The 20,614-nt window shown below is 42.7% G+C and carries 8 protein-coding genes and 3 tRNA genes; all 11 read left to right on the forward strand.

Annotated elements, in window-relative coordinates:
• Positions 1–4 precede the first annotated feature (4 nt).
• A complete protein-coding gene (locus tag Q0K96_RS01185) occupies positions 5–625 on the forward strand; it encodes a DUF4159 domain-containing protein (protein WP_297332266.1) in 621 nt (206 codons plus the stop codon).
• Between the two features lie 119 nt (positions 626–744).
• Positions 745–1,836: an AI-2E family transporter gene (locus tag Q0K96_RS01190; RefSeq protein WP_223052030.1), complete on the forward strand. Its 1,092-nt coding sequence runs from the start codon at positions 745–747 to the stop codon at positions 1,834–1,836.
• Between the two features lies 1 nt (position 1,837).
• Positions 1,838–3,010, forward strand: a complete 1,173-nt coding sequence (locus Q0K96_RS01195; RefSeq protein ID WP_297332183.1) for a class I SAM-dependent methyltransferase — start codon at positions 1,838–1,840, stop codon at positions 3,008–3,010.
• Positions 3,011–3,012: 2 nt separating this feature from the next.
• Positions 3,013–3,594 (forward strand): hypothetical protein, encoded by a 582-nt coding sequence (locus Q0K96_RS01200; RefSeq protein ID WP_297332184.1) that lies wholly within the window; start codon positions 3,013–3,015, stop codon positions 3,592–3,594.
• Between the two features lie 139 nt (positions 3,595–3,733).
• Positions 3,734–3,817, forward strand: a tRNA-Ser gene (locus tag Q0K96_RS01205).
• A 7-nt stretch (positions 3,818–3,824) separates the two neighbouring features.
• Positions 3,825–3,899: transfer RNA gene (locus Q0K96_RS01210), tRNA-Pro, on the forward strand.
• 56 nt (positions 3,900–3,955) lie between these two features.
• Positions 3,956–4,029 (forward strand) — tRNA-Arg (locus Q0K96_RS01215).
• A gap of 249 nt (positions 4,030–4,278) precedes the next feature.
• Positions 4,279–5,838 (forward strand): T9SS type A sorting domain-containing protein, encoded by a 1,560-nt coding sequence (locus tag Q0K96_RS01220; RefSeq protein ID WP_297332185.1) that lies wholly within the window; start codon positions 4,279–4,281, stop codon positions 5,836–5,838.
• Between the two features lie 286 nt (positions 5,839–6,124).
• On the forward strand, positions 6,125–9,193 hold the full coding sequence (locus tag Q0K96_RS01225) for a choice-of-anchor D domain-containing protein (RefSeq protein ID WP_297332186.1): 3,069 nt from the start codon (positions 6,125–6,127) through the stop codon (positions 9,191–9,193).
• A gap of 277 nt (positions 9,194–9,470) precedes the next feature.
• Positions 9,471–14,363 (forward strand): gliding motility-associated C-terminal domain-containing protein, encoded by a 4,893-nt coding sequence (locus Q0K96_RS01230; RefSeq protein ID WP_297332187.1) that lies wholly within the window; start codon positions 9,471–9,473, stop codon positions 14,361–14,363.
• Between the two features lie 177 nt (positions 14,364–14,540).
• Positions 14,541–20,612: a T9SS type B sorting domain-containing protein gene (locus Q0K96_RS01235; protein WP_297332188.1), complete on the forward strand. Its 6,072-nt coding sequence runs from the start codon at positions 14,541–14,543 to the stop codon at positions 20,610–20,612.
• The last annotated feature ends 2 nt before the right edge of the window (positions 20,613–20,614 follow it).

A 20,614-nucleotide genomic window follows, 5' to 3' on the forward strand; every position in this document is an offset into this window, starting at 1 on the left:
CTATATACTAATCCTGATACCTGCGTTTGCAATGGCTCAGGAAATTGCCGTTCTCAAATACTCCGGCGGGGGCGACTGGTATGGCAACCCAACCTCGCTGCCAAACCTAGCAAAATTCTGCAACCAGAATATAAATACAAAGCTCAACAGCCGCACGGCAACGGTAGAAGCCGGCAGCCCTGAGCTGTTCTCTTATCCTTTCGTACACATGACAGGGCATGGCAATGTGGTGTTTAATGATAATGATGTGGTAAACCTGCGGAATTACCTTACTTCGGGTGGTTTTCTACATATTGATGATAACTACGGTATGGACCAGTACATTCGCCGCGAGATAAAAAAGATATTCCCCGATAAAGAACTGGTACAGGTTCCTGCAAGCCATGAAATTTTTAAGGGGCCTTTCTCCTTTCCGAAAGGGTTACCCAAAATACACGAGCACGATAACAAAACACCACAGGCATGGGGTATTTTTATTGAAGGCAGGCTGGTATTGCTCTACACCCTCGAAACCGACCTTGGCGACGGATGGGAAGACCAGGAAGTGCACAACGACCCGAAAGAAGTACGCGAAAAAGCTTTAAAAATGGGTGCTAATATTGTCAACTACGCTTTTAATAACTGATTTGCAAAAGGGTTAGCTTAACCAAAAAACTGCTCTTCAGGTTTTACTTTTCTTAATCTTGTATTAATGCCCTGCGTTTTAGCAATATTTTTTTTACATTCGGTACAAAATGCAACTACATGATAACCTCTAAAACTATTGCAAACGGAATACTAAGGGCGCTGGCCATAGCATTGGGTGTTTATATACTGCTCATGTTCTTATTTAAGATAAAAGCAGTACTAATATACCTGTTTATTGCACTTATTGTTACCATGATTGCCAGCCCTATTGTTGGCTTTCTTAAGCGGAAGCTTAAATTTCCGCATATTGCGGCTGTTATAACCACGCTTGCATTTTTTATACTGCTCATGGCAGGGTTTATTATGTTGTTTGTGCCGCTCATTATTTCTCAGAGTGAAAACCTTTCTTTATTAGATACTGCAAAACTTGAGCAGGATGTAGTTAACCTTGTAAACCAGGTTAACGATTATTTTTCCGGATATGACATTGATACCCAAAAAATAATTAGTGATTCTAACCTTACATCTAAGCTGAATTTTAATTTCATCCCTGAATTTATTAACTCACTTCTGGGCATATTAAGCGGGTTTGGTATCGGCTTTGCTTCTGTACTTTTTATCACATTTTTCTTCCTTAAAGATTACAAGCAGATGGATAAAGGCTTCAGAAAGCTTTTACCCATGGATCACGCCGACAGGATTTTAAGTTCACTGCGCAAAATTGACTACTTGCTTAGCCGCTATTTTATTGGGCTTATACTGCAAATGGGCATATTGTTCGTATTATACCTTATAGTGCTGCTTATTTTTGGTGTAGAAAATGCATTTATAATTGCATTTATAACTGCCTTCCTTAATATTATACCTTATGTAGGGCCGCTTATTGCTACCGCGCTGGTAATAGTATTAACCATGCTTGGGCTTATGGGGCCCGAAACGCAGGGCGAAATGCTCTCTACGACCCTTTATGTAGTTATAGGTTACAGCATAGCACAGGTAATAGATAACAATGTGAGCGCACCGCTTATCTTCTCGAACAGTGTAAACTCGCACCCGCTGGAAATATTCCTTGTTATACTGGCAAGCGGTTTTGTTTTCGGTATATTGGGGATGATAGTTGCCGTACCGCTTTATACCGTATTAAAAGTTATTGCGAAAGAGTTTTTTCCGCATAACCGTGTCGTGAAAATGTTAACTAAAGACCTGTAATTTGAACCCGAAATTACTCGAACCGGAAGTACAACGTTTTATAAGAGAAAATACAACCTCAGATGTAACAGTGCTTGCCCTGCAAAAGAACCCATTCCCTTATTTAGAGTGGGCAGAAGTTCTCAACCAGGTTGCAGCACGACAAAAAGCAAAAGACAAGCTGCCGTTTTGGTTCAATACAGACCATATCATATATCCGACCAAAGTTTCAGTAGAGCAGACCTCTTCAGAAAAGGCGGCACAGTATAAAGCCTCTCTTGTAAGCGGCGACAGCCTTATAGATTTAACCGGTGGGTTCGGCATAGATGATTTTTACTTTTCCAAAAACTTTGAGAAAGTTGTACACTGCGAAATGAGCCTGGAGCTCTCTGCAATAGCACAGCATAATTTTAAAATGCTGGGAGCCGATAATATACAATGCATACCCGGCGACAGTACCGAAACATTAAAAATGCTGAACCAGCAGTGGGATTACATTTATATTGATCCATCAAGAAGGAATGACATAAAAGGTAAAGTCTTTTTGCTGAAAGACTGCCTGCCCAACGTGCCGGAGTTGCTTGATTTTTATTTCAGCTACAGCAAAAATATTATAATTAAAACAGCACCGCTGCTTGATATTACTGCCGGGCTTAACGAACTGCACAGCGTAAAGCAAATACATATTATTGCACTTGACAATGAAGTAAAAGAATTACTCTGGATACTTGAAAAAGGTTATGCCGGAAATATAATGGCCGAGACCATCAATATTAGAAAAGAGGGTAATGAAGTTTTTAATGTAATGCATAATGATGATGGTATTGCCAGTTACAGCCTGCCACAGCAACATCTTTATGAGCCCAATAGTGCCGTTATGAAATCAGGGGCTTTTGATGCTGTTGGTAAACATTTTGAGATTAATAAGCTGCATAAACATACCCAGCTTTTTACCTCTGATAAGTTAATTGATTTCCCCGGGAGGCGGTTTATAATTGATGGAGTGCTGCCCTATGGTAAAAAAGAGATGAAGAGCCTTGAAGGTCAAAAACTCAACATTACTACCCGGAACTTTCCTGTCGCAGTGGCTGAACTGCGAAAGAAATGGAAACTTAAAGATGGTGGCGACAGGTATGCTTTCTTTACCACTAATCTTAATAATGATAAAATTGTGTTACTTTGCAGCAAAATTTAATAATGAAGAAACTGCTACTGCTTTTACTGCTTATTACTTATACAATTAACGCAACTGCCCAGACAGATAACAAGGATTGCGAGTTTACTGTAGAAAATACTGAAGACGGCACAGAACTTAAAACCACCCGCGAATACCTGATGTATGAAAAAGTGTTTGGCGGCAGTGCACAGTTCATGTTCTTTTCGCTTACCAACAGTGGCGGTACACCGTTGCTTAACTTTCAGTTGCTTGCAAAAAGTAAGGATTTCCCTAAACTGTACTGCCTCGATAAAAACTCAAAGATATATGTGCAGCTAACTAACGGTAAGGTTGTAACTTTTATAAGCGCTATTGATAATAATTGTGCAGGGCTGATATATGATGCTGCCGAAAAAAATAACATCCGCGTGCTGTCGGGTACCTTCCTGTTTACAAAAGGCTCTATAGAAGATCTTGAGTCGGCCAGCATTACATTTATAAGAGTTAAATATACTACAGAAACGGTTGACTACCCTGTACGCTCTGAAATTGACAGCGAAACAACGAAAAAGGAATATTTTCCTGAAGTGTATTTTAAAAACTTCCTGAAATGCTTAAAATAAAATATATGTAGTATATTGAGTGTTAAACACTTTAAATTTACGTTGCAAAAAAATTAAAAAAACTTACCATAATTGTTGCACTTATTAGAATAAAAAAGTTACATTTGCAACCGCAAAAAGGCTAAGCCTTGATGCTTAAGGAGAGGTGCCGGAGTGGTAACGGAGCAGATTGCTAATCTGTCGGCGAGCAATCGTCGCCAGGGTTCGAATCCCTGTCTCTCCGCTTCTTTCGGGGTGTAGCGTAGCCCGGTCATCGCGCCTGGTTTGGGACCAGGAGGTCGCAGGTTCGAATCCTGCCACCCCGACAAGTTGCATATCCCGCTTAAGGCGGGATTTATTTTTAATGCGTGTAACGTATTAGGGTCGCGTAGCTCAGCTGGATAGAGCACCTGCCTTCTAAGCAGGCGGTCACAGGTTCGAATCCTGTCGCGATCACTACCTGACAGCCCTGTTTTACAGGGCTTTTTCTATTTTATGGCGGCGCGCAAATGGAATTTTTTATACATTTACTGTCAGTTTCTGACTGTTTCTGACTGAATTTTTTACTTTTTTTTTACTTATTACCCTGCCTACTCATAACAAATACTCATTCACAATCCCTGTTTACTAATTATCAGGTTGCAAATAATAAAGAGCTACTACATCATCAGCAATACCGTTATACTTTTGAAGTAAAATAGTATCATGAAAAACATTACTTCTTTAGCACTAATATTACTTTCTGGGGTAACAGTATATAGCCAGGACGCAGCCTGGGTAAAAGCCCCAACGATTAACTTCAATATGAACTCTCAAATGGTGGGCTACTCTACCACTACCGATGCACAGGGCAATGTTTATTTTCTAGGGTTTAAAGATGATGCTGTGCCTTATAACAGTATAATGGGCAAACTCCATTTTATAAAATATACTGCCGATGGCGAGCCTTCATTCATTAAAGAAATTACAGGCAAGGCTGCTTCTCACTGCATAGCGGCAGATTCTGAGGGCAATACTATAATAGCATTGAGCTATATAGAAACCATAACGATAGATGATGTAACGCTGACGGCAACCAGCGGAGAAAAATGGCTGCTGGCTAAGTTTAATGCGTCAGGAGATTTAGTATGGTATGAACCTATTGAGCTGAACGAAACAGAAGGCAGCGATGTGAATGAATTCAGTGCAATTGCAGTTGATGAAAACGACACCATATATATAGGATATGGCAACTTCATGAATTCCTATATATCAGTGTACTCAAAATTTAATAATTTCCTTTACACAATAGAGCAGTTAAATGTAGGCAGGATAACTTCTTTAAGTGTTGACAGCGAAGGCAACATATACAGCGCCGGCTCCTGCAGCAACTTTAATGCTACTTTTGCAGGTGTCACTGAAGATTCAGGATTTGCTTATGATACCTATATCGCCAAATATTCCAACGCAGGTGTTTACCAATGGGTAAAGTTCTTAGAAGATATTACCTGTCCCGCAATGCAGATAGTGGCAAAATCGCCTGACGAGGTATATTTCAGCGGTAACCTGTTCACAAATACAATGTTTGATGATATACAGTCAGAAGGGCCAATATCGGGCTTTGACGACTTTTTTGTTGCAAGGCTTGATGCACAGGGTAACTTTGTGTGGGTGCGTGAAGTGCCGGGCAGTGGCATAGCGATACCCGGAAACAGAAATTTTCTGGATATAGACAGTCAGGGCAATGTTTATTTTTCAGGTTCTACCGCTATGGATATTAATTGGGGTAATGGTATAACTACCAATAGCGGCACTACAGGAAGGGATGTAATTGTACTGCAATACAACCCCGACGGAGACATAGTTAGAGCCGTTACGGCAACAGGAGACGGGTTTAACCGCGCAGATGCAGTTTCTGTAAACAATAACGGTGACCTGTATATAGCAGGTATGGCTTTTGGCGATATAACATTCGGGAGCTTAACCCACACATCTGTTACCGGGCAGTACTATCCTTTTTTAGCTAAAATGGCTACGGGAACAATGGGCATAGAAAATCCTGAAAAGCAAATGGCGTATTTATATCCTAATCCGGCGACTGATAATATTTACTTAGCGGGCACAGGAACTAATAATGTTCAGGGCACTATTTATAATGCTTTAGGGCAAATGGTTAAAACAGTAACAATAGCACAGGGAGAACCTTTATCTGTAAAAGAATTGCCTTCAGGCATTTATACTATTATAGTAAATGATATACAGGCCGTAAAGTTTATTAAGCAATAAACTTTTACAAACATAAAAAACAGTAGCAGCGACCTCAAATATTGGTCGCTGCTTTTTTTAATTAACAATTATTAATACTGGCGTAATAAAGTAGTTAAGAAGCTAATTAATATTTATTAAATAGTTAATAATCAGTTTTTTAGTAACATTAACATAATAAATTCTTAGCTAAAAAAACGTTTTAGTAAATGGCTTTAAGATTAATTTTGGATACTAAAGCAACAAACCCTGCAGGTATAAAATGCTTTAAAACAACTATTTATCCAACTCTTTAATCTTAATTATTATGTTTAAAAAAAGATTATTAATAGCCCTTGCCTTTGCTGGTATTACCGGGCTTTCTTTTGGTAACCTGAATACCATAACGGGAATTTTCGGGGCATCTTCTGCCATTGTAGAATGTACAGGTGGCGGTTCAGAATCATTTACTAACATTGGTACTGCCGCAACAAACTACGCTACACGCACCTGGACAGGTGATAACGGCGTTGCATGGCAGGCTACTGATGCAAGGACCGACCAGACTCTTACAGGTAAGGCAATTGCAGTGCGCACAGGTACTGTAAAAACTACCTCTACAGTTACAGGTGGTGTAGGTACTATCAGTTTCGACTATAAAAGGGTTTTTTCAGGAAACTCAACTTTAAAACTTTTTGTAAACGGTGTTCAGTATGGTGGTAATATTACTGTTTCTTCAGAGACTCCAACTACTTTTACCCAGGTAGTAAATGTTTCTGGCAATGTTGTTATAGAGCTTCAAAACAGCGGTAACAGGACTGTGATTGACAACGTACAGTGGAACTGCTACTCTGCTATCTCTGCACCTGAACTACAGATAGCCGATGCAGGCAACAATAACTTTGACTGCGACAGCCTTACTGTAAACTTTGGTTCTCACCCGGTAAACTCTTACAGTGATGCTATATTCTACATCAAAAACACAGGTACACAAAACCTGAATGTAAGCAGCCTTACACTAAGTGATACCATCAACTATTCAGTTGTTTCTCCAACAGGTTCATTCTCTGTTGCTCCATCCAATTCCTCTATAGTACTTGTTCGTTTTGAAGGTACTACAGCAGGCCAAAAACCGGCTACGCTTACAATTGCAAGCAATGATGCCAACGAGGCTGAGTGTGTAGTTAACCTTACCGGTACAGCTCTTGGTGCATGTGTTGCCCCTGCTGAAACTGACGAGATAGATGCAACTAACGTTACTGCTGCATCTGCTGATATTACTGTAACAGGTACTGTAGCCGATAACTATCTTGCTGTAATCAGCTTTAACAGCTCTCTTACTGCTAACCCTTCAGATACTGTTAACTATGCGGTTAACGATACACTTGGTGGAGGTGTTGTAGCTTATGTGGGTGCTGCTGCTGAATTTACGCTATCTGGCCTTGAAGAGGACAGCGACTACAATGTGTTTGTTTTCCCTTTCAACAATGTTGACTGTACAGGTGGCCCGCTTTATGCTGCTAACCCTGCAATAATCGGATTTACTACTCCTGTTGCTCCATGTATTGGCGCTAACGAAACGTTCTCTAACATGGGAAGCAACCTTAGCAGCTATGCTGTAAGGACATGGACAGGCGACAACGGCGTTGAGTGGGAAGCTACTGATGCAAGGACAGACCAGGAACTTAACGGCGATGCTATTGCTATTAGGACAGGTTCTCTTACTAACACTACACCTGTAACCGGTGGTATAGGTACGCTTACTTTTAGCTATGCAAGGGTATTTACAGGTAACTCTACACTTAAAGTATTCGTAAACGGTGTTCAGTACGGTTCTGATGTTACAGTTTCTGAAACTACACCTTCTGAATATTCAGTTGTTGTCGATGTAGCCGGAGATGTTACTGTAGAAATAGAAAACAGCGGTAACAGGACTATTATTGATGACGTGGTATGGAACTGCTACCAGGTACCAACTACTCAGGAAATACAACTTCTTGACAGCAACCTTTCTGCACAGCAGTGTGGCAGCTTTAACCTGGAGTTTGGTAACGTACTTGCAGGTGTAGATAACGAGCGTACTTTTACTATACAAAACAGGGGCGCTTTAGACCTTACTATTAGCGACCTAATTGTTAGCGACAGTACTTATTCTGTAGTTAGCCCGATAGACTCAACTTTTGTAATAGCCCCTCAGGGAACTCAGGATGTTACTGTAAGGTTTAACAGCGCTGCTGCTGCCGTATATGCCGCTACACTTACAATAGTAAGTGACGATGCTGACGAGTCTAACTGTGTTGTTAACCTTAACGCTACTGCACAGGTTGCCTGTGTTGCTCCAGATGCTGACGGATCTGTAGACTATGCTAATGTTACTGATACATCTGCTGATGTAACTGTTACAGGTAACTCTGCCGCTGACGGATATCTTGCTTTAGTACTTATATCAGGTACAACTGTTGGTACTCCTGTAGATGGTACTACTTATACTGCCGGAAGTACTCTTGGAGATGCTACTGTAGTATATTCAGGTAGCAGCGCAAGCTTCTCTGTAGCTGACCTTGCTGCTTCAACTGCTTACCCTATTTACATCTATACTTACAACTCTGTTGACTGCTTTGGCGGACCGGTATATTCTGTAACAAGCATTGAGGATGAAATCCAGACTACTGAAGCGCCTTGTATTGGTGGTTCTGAATCTTTCAGCAACATGGGTACAAACCAGAGCAACTATACTACACGCACCTGGACTGGTGACAATGGTGTTGTTTGGACTGCTACAGATGCAAGGACGGATCAAAACCTAACAGATGATGCTATCTGTGTAAGGGTTGGTTCTTTAACTAACGTAACTCCTGTATCAGGCGGTATCGGTACACTTACATTTAACTATGCAAGGGTATTCAGCAACAACTCTACACTTAAAGTATTTGTAAATGGTGTTCAGTTTGGTGGCGATATTACAGTATCAAGCACTACTCCTACCCAGTTCTCTGAAGTAATAAATGTAACAGGTGATGTTACTATAGAGATAGAGAACAGCGGCAACAGGACTATCATAGATGATATCGCGTGGGATTGCTACTCTGGTTCTTCAGCAAGGCAGGCTATGCTTCCTGCAGAAGATACTAAAGATGCCAAAGAAAACAACTTTAGTGCAGGTTCTTCAGAAGTAATGCTTTATCCAAACCCTAACAATGGTGAGTTTATGGTAGAGCTTCCGTCTACAGAAGCTAATGCTGATGTAACTGTATTTGATGCACTTGGCAAACAGGTACTTTCTAAAAAAATTACCGGAAGGGAAAGCCTTAAAATGGAAAATGCCGTACAGGGTATTTACATGGTGGTTATAACATCTGGTGAAAATGTTGTTACTAAAAAAGTAGTTATAAAGTAATTGCTTTACAACATAAATTCTAAAAGGAACGGGAGGCATGCCTCCCGTTTTTTATTTGTTTGATTTTAAGATACTTAACATAGTCTTTTACAAAACTTTATGCTTTCATAATGTTTTCTTTATCACAATTTTGGCTTTTAATGTGGTACTTTAGCCCCAATATAATAGGTTCCGCAAAATACATAACAATAAAATAAGACTGTCATAATAAACTTATTAATTTGTTCTTGTAACTTGCGCGGCATTTTCAGCAATAGTAAACAAAAAAGAATCATCTATGAAAAAAACTACATCGCGACTAAAATTATCGGGATTGTTGCAGGCACTCATGCTCATGTTGTGCCTTAGCGCTACTGCACAAATTTACCAGCACGATTTTGGCGCCACGCCAATAACAAGCTATCCGTATACAGTTGCGCCAACAGTTTCAAGTCCGGATATCTCAAATTCTGCATGGACAAATAATTTAGGTATCTGGGTAAGTTACACAGGCCAGTCAGGTCAGGCCCTTGGGCATCCGGCTGCTACTGCGGGAGCCACAATGACGCTTACATTTGATGTAGCACCGGGTAAAGAGTTAAGTATAGCATCATATAACTTCTGGAGACAACGCTCTCCGGTGGGACCTCAAAACTGGAGCATGGCCATTAATGGCATTGCAGTTGGTACAGGTACTGTACCCTCTACAGGTGCTGCAATAGGCACTACAGCCGTAACAAATGCTGTAACAGGGCTTACAGGCACTGTAACTGTTGTGCTTACGCTTACAAATCCTTTAGGAAGCGGTTCTTTCGCTTTAGATAACTTTACCCTTAGCGGTACTGTAACTGATGCGTGCGTGCCACCAACAGTAACCTCTATAAGCCCTGCAAGCGGCCCTGCAGAAACAGTGGTAGCCATAAACGGCAGTGGTTTTACAACAGGCACAGGCACAACAGCCGTTTCTTTTAACGGTATTACTGCAGCGGGCTTTACGGTTGTGTCAAATGAATTAATAAAAGCTGTAGTTCCGCACAATGCAACTGCCGGCCCTATAACGATTACCACTAATGGCTGCGAGGCAGATACTTCTTCGTTTACTATCTTAGCTTCAGACTGCCCTGATCTTGGCAATTCTACAGAAGTATTTATATCAGAATTATATGATCATACTCCGGGTAGTTATGGTATGATAGAGCTATACAACCCAACTCCTAACACCATTACTTTTAATGGGCAGTACGTGCTGGAAAGATATGGTACCATTGGCGATGTTGCGCCCTCTAACACTTTAACGCTGCCGGGCTCTATAGCGCCTTTCTCTACTTACCTTGTAATAAGCAACACTGGTGATAGCCCGGGTTGTACCAATACGCCACAGGCAAGTATCAATACAGGTATTAACGCAAATGATGAATTCAGGATTCGTAAAAATGGTGTAGTTATAGATATTGCAAGGGCACCAAACAACACTGGCTATACTGTGATAAGGACACCTACTGCCGAAGCACCTACAAGTGTGTATAGCGGCACTGACTGGACTTTTACGCCTAATGACTGTGCCAACCTGGGAATACATAATATTCAGCTTTCTAATGTAATAGTACAGCAGCCGGAAAGCCAGAGTGTTTGCGAAGGCGAAGAGGCAGTATTTACTGTTCAGATAAGCAACCCTACAGGTTTTACCTACCAATGGAAAACACTTAACGCATCAGGCGTTTGGGTTAACGTTACTGATGGATCTGACTTTTCAGGAGCTACCACAAATACATTAACTGTAATAGACGCAATGATGTCGCTTAACGGCAGCCAGTACTATTGCGAAATAGAATCGGCTTCTTGTAGGCTTATAAGCGATGCGGCACAATTAACCGTTTCTCCGCTACCGGTTGCAGTAGTTATACCTACCGCACCAACCTGTACACCAAACAGCGGTAGCATTCAAATTACAGCTTCTATAGGAGATGATCTAACTTTTAGCCTTAACGGTACAGACTTTAGCGCTAATACCACAATTACCGGACTTAATCCCGGTACATATACACTATACATTCAGTCTTCAGCAGGATGTTTATCTACTATGCCTGTTATAGTGCCTCCATCGCCACTTGCGCCGGATATAGCTGTTACTACAATAATACAGCCAAACTGTACAGATGCATCAGGAAGTATAGAAATAACATCCCCAATAGAGACAGGACTTGAATACAGTATCAACGGTACTGATTTCCAGGCAAGCCCTTTATTTGAAAATCTTACCGAGGGTACTTATACGGTAACTGTACAAAATGCTTTAGGATGTATATCTGTAACAGCACCAATAGTTATTAATGAAGCTCCTGTAATTCCTGACGTTGCCACAACCGTTGTAACACAGCCAACCTGTACTACATCTGGCATTATAGAAGTTACTGCCCCGGTTGGAGCAGGATATACTTATAGCGTTGACGGAATGGATTTTCAGGCTACCACAACATTTTCAGGCCTTGCACCGGGTACATATACTATTATTGTTAGCCATATAGATGGCTGTACATCTGAAACGGCTGACATAATTATTAATCCTGCACCTGCAGGGCCGGCAGTAGCTACCACTACTGTTACACAGGCTACCTGTACTACAGGAGGCAGCATAACAGTAACCGCACCACTTGGGGCAGGTTTGGAGTACAGCATTAACGGTACCGATTTCCAGACAGGAACTACATTTAATAATGTTGTAGCAGGTACATATACCGTAACAGTACAGAACCCAGACGGATGTACATCTGAAACTGCGGATATCGTTATAGACCCTGCGCCTAATGCGCCTGCAGTAGCAACAACTACCGTGACACAGCCAAACTGTACCACAACAACAGGTACAATTCAGGTAACAGCGCCACTGGGAGCAGGACTTGAGTACAGTATTAACGGAACAGATTTCCAGATGGGAACTACTTTTAGCGGACTTGCAGCGGGTACTTATACCGTAACAGTGATGAATGCTGACGGATGTATTTCTGAAACTACAGATATAATACTTACTCCTGTTTCCACTCCTGCAGTAGCCACAACTACAGTTACGCAGCCAACCTGTACTACAGCAAGTATTATAGAAGTTACTGCGCCACTAGGAGCAGGTTTAGAGTACAGCATAAACGGTACCGATTTCCAGACAGGGACAACCTTTAGCGGACTTACTCAGGGAACATATACCGTAACCGTACAAAATGCAGAGGGCTGTACATCGGTTACTGCCAACATAACAATTAATGCTGCTCCTGCCACACCGGCAGTAGCTACTACTACTGTAACGCAGCCAACCTGTACTACAGCAGGTATTATAGAAGTTACCGCGCCACTTGGAACAGGCTTAGAGTACAGCATTAACGGGACTGATTTCCAGACAGGAACCACATTTAGCGGACTTACCCAAGGAACATATACCGTAACCGTACAAAATGTAGACGGTTGTACATCGGTTACTGCCAACATAACAATTGATGCCACACCAACAGCACCTGCTGTTGCAACAACTACTGTTACACAGCCTACATGTACTACAGCGGGTATAATAGAAGTTACAGCCCCACTGGGTGCAGGACTGGAATACAGCATTAACGGAACTGATTTCCAGACAGGAACCACATTTAGCGGACTTACAGAAGGCAGCTATACTATAACTGTACAAAACGCGGGCGGATGTACATCTGTTACAGATGCTATAATCATCAACGAAGCTCCTGTTTTGCCTGATGCACCTGTTGTAACCATTACTAACCCTGCCTGCGGCGAAACTTCAGGAATAATAGAAGTTACCTCACCTGTTGGGGCAACTACAATGTACAGTATTAATGGTACTGATTTCCAGTTGAGCAATATATTTAATGTAGCGCCGGGTACTTACACTGTTACTGTTATGATCTCTATGAACTGTACTGCATCAACATCAGGTATAGTAGTTGAGCCAGCACCAACAACACCGGATATGGCAGCCGTAACAGTTACACAACCTACCTGTACAACAGCCGGAATTATAGAAGTTACCGCACCAACAGGAGCAGGACTTACTTATAGTATAGATGGTACTACATTCCAGTCGGCAACTACTTTCTCCGGCTTAACACCGGGACAAACTTATACAGTTACCGTGCAGAATGCAGGAGGGTGTACGTCTGTAACTTCAGATATTGTAATAGATAATATTCCTGCCGGTCCTGCCGTTGCTGTAACAACTGTTACACAGCCTACATGTGCTGTTGCAACAGGAACAATAGAAATTACAGCACCTATAGACCCTTCGTTTACATATAGTATAGATGGCACAACATTTCAGAGCGGTACTTTATTTACGGGTTTAGCACCGGATATTTATACCGTAACTGTTCGTAATGCTGACGGATGTACTTCTACTGCAGATGTTATCATCGACGAGCCTACAGGCGCAGAAGTGGCAACTTATTTAGAAACACAACCTACCTGTACTATTACAACAGGTATGATTGAAGTGATTGCCCCTGCAGGAGCAGGATTCAGCTACAGCCTTGATGGCGGTACAACTTATCAGCCAACACGCTTTTTCGATAACCTTGCACCAGGCAGCTACACCATAACAGTACAAAATCCTGATGGCTGTACATCTGAAACTGAGATTATAATCATTGATGAAATACCAACCCCACCGGTAGTAACAGGAGTACAAGGCTGTACCGAAACCACTTTTGGTACTACTTACCTGTTGGAAACAACTGTTACAGGCAGTGCCTCTGATATAGTTAGCTACACCTGGAGAAGAGGTAATAATGTTGTTGGCAGCGAAGAAACCTTTGATGCAAGCGCATATGCCCTTAACAATAACATCGATGCTTCACAGTATCCGCTTGAGTTTACTGTTACAGTTATAAATGCAGCAGGCTGCGAAGCGACTTATACCTTTAGTGTTGAACATACATTCTGTATGATACCAAGAGGTATCTCTCCTAACAATGATGGTGATAACGATACATTTGACCTTACAGGTTTAGGTGCTACCAAAGTAACTATATTTAACCGTTACGGTAAAGAAGTGTACAGCAGGAGCAATTATATAAATGAGTGGATGGGCCAGTCAGACAATGGTGATGAACTGCCTACAGGAACTTATTTTTATGTTGTTGAAACTGCGAGTGATTCTAAAACCGGATGGGTATATGTGAACAGGCAACAATAAGAACATAAAAACTATAATGTAAGTAAAGCCGCTAAATTTTAGCGGCTTTACTTTTTATATATGTTGAGTTAATAATTTATTTACATTTGAACGATAGTTAAATAATGTTTTGATAATAAGTCGGCTATCAAAAACTTTTAATTTTGGCCTGTTAATAAAGTCTTAACTCAAACTAAAATGGTATTGAAAAACAATACGTTACTTTTAAAAAGCACATTCGCTTTGTTTTTTTTTGCCTTTATGCTGCCTGTTACTTTTTACGGACAGGTTTACCAGCATAACTTTGGCAATACGGTTATAACCGATAACCCCTATACAGGCACACCAAATATTTTAAACCCCAACCTTTCCGGATCCTCGTGGACCAACAATACCGGAAACTGGCTTAACGTAAACGGGGCATCTAACAGTATAGCGCTTTCTGTAACTTCACCAAATGCGGGTACTACCCCAACTACCCAACTTACCCTAACATTTAATGTGGCAGCAGGTAAGCAGCTAGACATAACTTCTTTCAGTTTTTGGAGAAAAAGGTCACCTTCGGCAGCCCAAACATGGAATATGTTTATAAATGGTACACAGGTGGGTAATGGGTCAGTACCCACAACAGGGGTATCTACAGGAAATACACCTGTTAGTACACCTGTAACAGGCCTTACAGGTACTGTTACAGTAATTGTAAGCTTTAATAACTCCCCAACGGGTAGTGGTAATGTTGTGCTGGATGACTTTACTTTAAACGGTGTTATTTCAAATGCCGCCTCTCCACTCTGCCCTGTTGATATTACCTCATACACACCTGCCTCTGGGCCCGAAAATACATTGGTTACCTTAACAGGAACCGGATTTAATGAAGCTACATCGGTTACTTTTGACGGCATTACCTCAACATTTGCCGCACTATCGGATACAGAGTTGATTGCCCTTGTACCCGAAGGTGCTGCTACAGGAACGATAGTGGTTAATGGCTCCGGTTGTAACGATACGGCAGGCAGTTTTACAGTTTTAGCGTCTGAGTGTGAAAGCGATGTTTACATTTCAGAAATATATGATGCATATAACGGAGTACCGGGTGCCATAGAATTATACAACCCAACATCAAACCCCATTAATCTTAACGGTTATACATTACTGCGATATGGCGATATTAGCATAGGCCCACCAAGCTATAATATGAGCCTAACAGGTACAATAGCGCCGGGAGACACTTTTATAGTTGCTATACAGATAACTACAGCATGCCCGGGCATTCCTACCGATTTTCCGTTAACCAATGGTATAAATGCAAATGATGAATTTGAGCTGCTTAAAAATGGAACTCTTATTGATAATGTTGAAATACCATTAGGTTCAGGTGAGTTATCAGGACGAGGTTATACACTCATACGGAAACCGGATGCGATTGCGCCAAAAGCTCAGTTTAATGTAAATGACTGGTTTGTATATGGTGAAGAATTTTGTACAGACCTTGACCAGCATACTGCGAACCCTGTAAGTGCACCAACACCTGATTTTACAGGCCCTGCATCTGAATATATTTGCGAAAACGAAGATGCATCCTTTACGGTTGTGCCCCCGGGTACAGGATATACCTACCAATGGCGGGTACTTAACAGCGCCGGCAACTGGGTAAATGTTACCAATGGCGCTAACTATTCAGGAGCAACAGCCGCAACACTTAATGTGCTGGACGCGCCTTTCAGCTTTAACGGAAACCAGTATTACTGTGTGCTGACCTCAACTACCTGCGAGCTTATAAGCAATGCCGCGCAGCTTAATATTACAGAAGCGCCCGATGCCGCACAGGTAAATGTTACACAGCCGGGATGTACATCTGCTACAGGAAGTATCACGGTAACATCACCATTAGAATTTGGGCTTTCGTACAGCATCAATGGCAGTACCTACCAGTTTACTACAACATTCAATAATTTAGCTCCCGGCACCTATCCGGTAACTGTTAAGAACCTTTCAGGCTGCGTTTCAGATCCTGTAAACGTAACATTAATAAATAGTGCCACACCTGCTCAGGCCGTTGCTACAGTTACACAGCCAACCTGTACAACTGCTACGGGAACCATCACCATTACATCGCCAACGGGAACGGGACTTCAGTACAGCATCGGCGGGGTGTATCAAACTTCGCCTGTATTCAGCGGGCTTGCACCTAATACGTATTCTGTAACTGTACAAAATGCCCAAGGCTGTATCTCTACTCCTGCAAGTGTTACGGTAAACCCTGCGCCTGCCGCTCCGGCACAGGCCGTTGCCACAGTAACGCAGCCTACCTGTACTACTGCTACGGGAACCATCACCATTACATCGCCAACCGGAACTGGACTGCAATACAGCATCGGTGGGGCATATCAAAGCTCGCCTGTATTCAGCGGACTTGCACCTAATACGTATTCTGTAACTGTACAAAATGCCCAAGGTTGTATCTCTGCGCCTGTCAGCGTTACAGTAAACCCTGCTCCTGCTGCTCCGGCTCAGGCCGTTGCCACGGTAACGCAGCCAACCTGTACTACTGCTACGGGAACTATTACAATTTCATCACCAACCGGAACGGGCTTGCAATACAGCATTGGCGGTGCATATCAAACTTCGCCTGTATTCAGCGGGCTTACGCCGAATACTTATAACGTAATGGTACAAAACGCGCAGGGTTGTATCTCTGCGCCTGTCAGCGTTACAGTAAACCCTGCTCCTGTTGCTCCGGCACAGGCCGTTGCCACAGTAACGCAGCCTACCTGTACTACTGCTACGGGAACCATCACCATTACATCGCCAACCGGAACTGGACTGCAATACAGCATCGGTGGGGCATATCAAAGCTCGCCTGTATTCAGCGGACTTGCACCTAATACGTATTCTGTAACTGTACAAAATGCCCAAGGTTGTATCTCTGCGCCTGTCAGCGTTACAGTAAACCCTGCTCCTGCTGCTCCGGCTCAGGCCGTTGCCACGGTAACGCAGCCAACCTGTACTACTGCTACGGGAACTATTACAATTTCATCACCAACCGGAACGGGCTTGCAATACAGCATTGGCGGTGCATATCAAACTTCGCCTGTATTCAGCGGGCTTACGCCGAATACTTATAACGTAATGGTACAAAACGCGCAGGGTTGTATCTCTGCGCCTGTCAGCGTTACAGTAAACCCTGCTCCTGTTGCTCCGGCACAGGCCGTTACTACGGTAACGCAACCAACCTGTACTACTGCTACGGGAACTATAACCATAACATCGCCAACCGGAACGGGACTACAATACAGCATTGGCGGTGCGTATCAAACTTCACCTGTATTCAGCGGGCTTGCGCCTAATACATATTCCGTTACCGTACAAAATGCAGCCGGATGTATCTCTGCGCCTGTCAGCGTTACGGTAAACCCTGCGCCTGCTGCTCCGGCTCAGGCCGTTGCCACAGTAACGCAACCAACCTGTACGACAGCTACGGGAACCATCAACATCACATCTCCAACCGGAACGGGCTTGCAATACAGTATCGGCGGGGCATATCAAACTTCACCTGTATTCAGCGGGCTTACACCTAATACGTATAATGTAATTGTACAAAATGCAGATGGTTGTATCTCTGCGCCTGTTAGCATAACGGTAAACCCTGCACCTGCTACTCCGGCTCAGGCCGTTGCCACAGTAACGCAGCCTACCTGTACGACAGCTACGGGAACTATTACAATTTCATCGCCAACCGGAACGGGGCTTCAATACAGCATCGGTGGGGCATATCAAACCTCACCTGTATTCAGCGGGCTTACGCCTAACACATATTCAGTTACCGTACAAAATACAGATGGCTGTATATCTGCGCCTTTAAGCGTTACGGTAAATCCGGCACCGGGAATAGCACAGCCAACCTATTCTGTTACAGCTTTAGGATGTGATGATACAACCGGAGCCATTACTTTTAATTCACCAACAGGAACAGGCACTTTATACAGTATAGACGGTGGAAATACATTTGAAAACCAACCGTCATTTACCGATTTAGCACCTGATACCTATGGTTTAGTGGTTCAGAATGCTGAAGGATGTACATCACAGCCGATCTCGGTAACCATTGCCCCTGCCCCTGCTATACCTGCTGATGCTGTTGTAACGGCTGTACAGCCTACCTGTACTACACCATTTGGAAGCCTAACGGTAACTGCACCAACGGGAACGGGCTTAACTTACAGTATAAACGGTATTAATTACCAAAGCAGTACAGTGTTTAGCGGGCTTGCCCCCGGCAACTATACCGTATTGGTAAAGAACAGCGCAGGGTGCATATCAGAAAATCCTGCAACAGCTACCATTAACGCCGCACCGCCTGTACCACAGCAGGCAGGTTATACGCAAACCAACCCTACATGTACCAATCCTTTTGGTAGTATCACTATTACTTCTCCTGTCGGCACAGGGCTTGAATACAGTATAAACAATGGCAATACTTACAGTAACAATAACACATTCAGTAATCTTGCACCAGGCCAATATCAACTTGTAGTACGCAACCAGTCGGGCTGTACTTCGGCAACGGTAAATGTCACTATAACTACCGTACCTAATATTCCTGGCGATGCAGTAGTGCTCGCTAACCAACCATCCTGCGGAAGCAGTACGGGCAGTATAACCGTACTGTCGCCAACCGATGCAGGATTACAATACAGTATAAACGGTATCAACTATCAATCATCTGCAACCTTTACAGGTTTGGCTCCTGCAACTTATAATGTATATGTGCGTAACGCAGCAGGTTGTATATCGGCAAATCCTACACCTGTAACCATAAACCCGGCACCACAAACACCTGGAGTACCCGTTGCAGATGTAGTAAACCCCGACTGTACAACAACTACAGGCAGTATTACTGTTACATCACCTACAGGTGCAAGCTTACAGTATAGTATAGATAATGGTGCCACCTATCAAACAAGTAATCAATTCACAAATCTTGCACCCGGCTCTTATGTTATAAGAGTTCAGAATGCTGATGGCTGTGTTTCGTTACCGGTAACAAAAACAGTACAACCGCAGCCTGCTTTCCCTGTCGCACCAGTAGTTACAGCATTACAGCCAGATTGTGAAAACCCATTTGGTAAAATTGAGGTTAACTCGCCAAGAGGCCCCGGCTTTAGCTATAGTATTGATTCAGGACTAACCTATCAGGCTAATGCTACATTCCCCGATGTAGTGCCCGGAACATATATCATAACCGTAAGGAATGCTGCCGGGTGTACTGAAGACTCAGAACCCATAACCATTAATAACCCTCCAGCACCTGCACCTGATCCGGGTGTAATTACAGGCAATGGTATTATCTGTGCAGGCGATACCACCCAGCTTGAAAACCTTGTTATTGACGGAATATGGACAAGCAGTAATGACAATGTAGCCACAGTAGATGAAAACGGACTTGTTACAAGTATTACAGATGGTACAGTTATTATCAGCTATACGGTAGGAGCCGAATGTACTGCTTCAGCCGAATTTATAGTAGATGTAATTGCATTACCTGAGCCTGAGCTTGAGGATATTTATTACCTGTGCCGTGATTTAGAAACCGGTGAGAATAATGCAATAATCTTAAACACAGGACTGCCTTTAGGCACCAATACATTTGTATGGAATAAAGATGGCGAAACATTGCCTAACACTACAAACACACTTATTGTTATAGAACCGGGTGATTATACAGTAACTGTAACCAATGCTAATGGCTGTACATCCAGCGCTGCTGCAACCGTTAGGGTTTCATCGCCTGCGGTAGCTACTGCAATAGTGGAAACCGATTTCCAGTTCAGGCAAACGATTACTGTTGATGTAACAGGCGGCTCAGGCGATTATGAGTACAGCCTTAACGGGGGGCCTTTCCAGGATGATAATGTATTTACAGGAATAACTGAAGGGTTTTATACAATTATAGTTAATGATAAGAACGGCTGTAACCCGGTAGTCTTAGAAGTTTATGCACTTGATTACCCCCGTTTCTTTAGCCCGAATGGCGACGGTATTCGTGATACATGGAACATTAAAGGGCTTAGCGGTCAGGACAATGCGATAATTTATATCTTTGACAGGTATGGCAAGGTAGTATCGGTTGTAAAGCCCGGAGCCAATGGCTGGGATGGTAGCTTTAACGGCGAACAGCTTCCGGCAACCGACTACTGGTTTAAACTATTATATACTTCATCAGATGGCAGTAACAGGGAGTTTAAAGCTCACTTCTCGCTGCTTCGATAAAT

The sequence above is a fragment of the Flavobacterium sp. genome (assembly GCF_024305175.1).
Lineage (GTDB): Bacteria > Bacteroidota > Bacteroidia > Flavobacteriales > Flavobacteriaceae > Flavobacterium.

Excerpts from the sequence above, each read along its gene's own strand:
- Q0K96_RS01190 (WP_223052030.1), top strand. The coding sequence starts at position 745 with ATGATAACCTCTAAAACTATTGCAAACGGAATACTAAGGGCGCTGGCC.
- Q0K96_RS01200 (WP_297332184.1), top strand. The coding sequence starts at position 3,013 with ATGAAGAAACTGCTACTGCTTTTACTGCTTATTACTTATACAATTAAC.
- Q0K96_RS01220 (WP_297332185.1), top strand. The coding sequence starts at position 4,279 with ATGAAAAACATTACTTCTTTAGCACTAATATTACTTTCTGGGGTAACA.
- Q0K96_RS01225 (WP_297332186.1), top strand. The coding sequence starts at position 6,125 with ATGTTTAAAAAAAGATTATTAATAGCCCTTGCCTTTGCTGGTATTACC.
- Q0K96_RS01230 (WP_297332187.1), top strand. The coding sequence starts at position 9,471 with ATGAAAAAAACTACATCGCGACTAAAATTATCGGGATTGTTGCAGGCA.
- Q0K96_RS01235 (WP_297332188.1), top strand. The coding sequence starts at position 14,541 with ATGGTATTGAAAAACAATACGTTACTTTTAAAAAGCACATTCGCTTTG.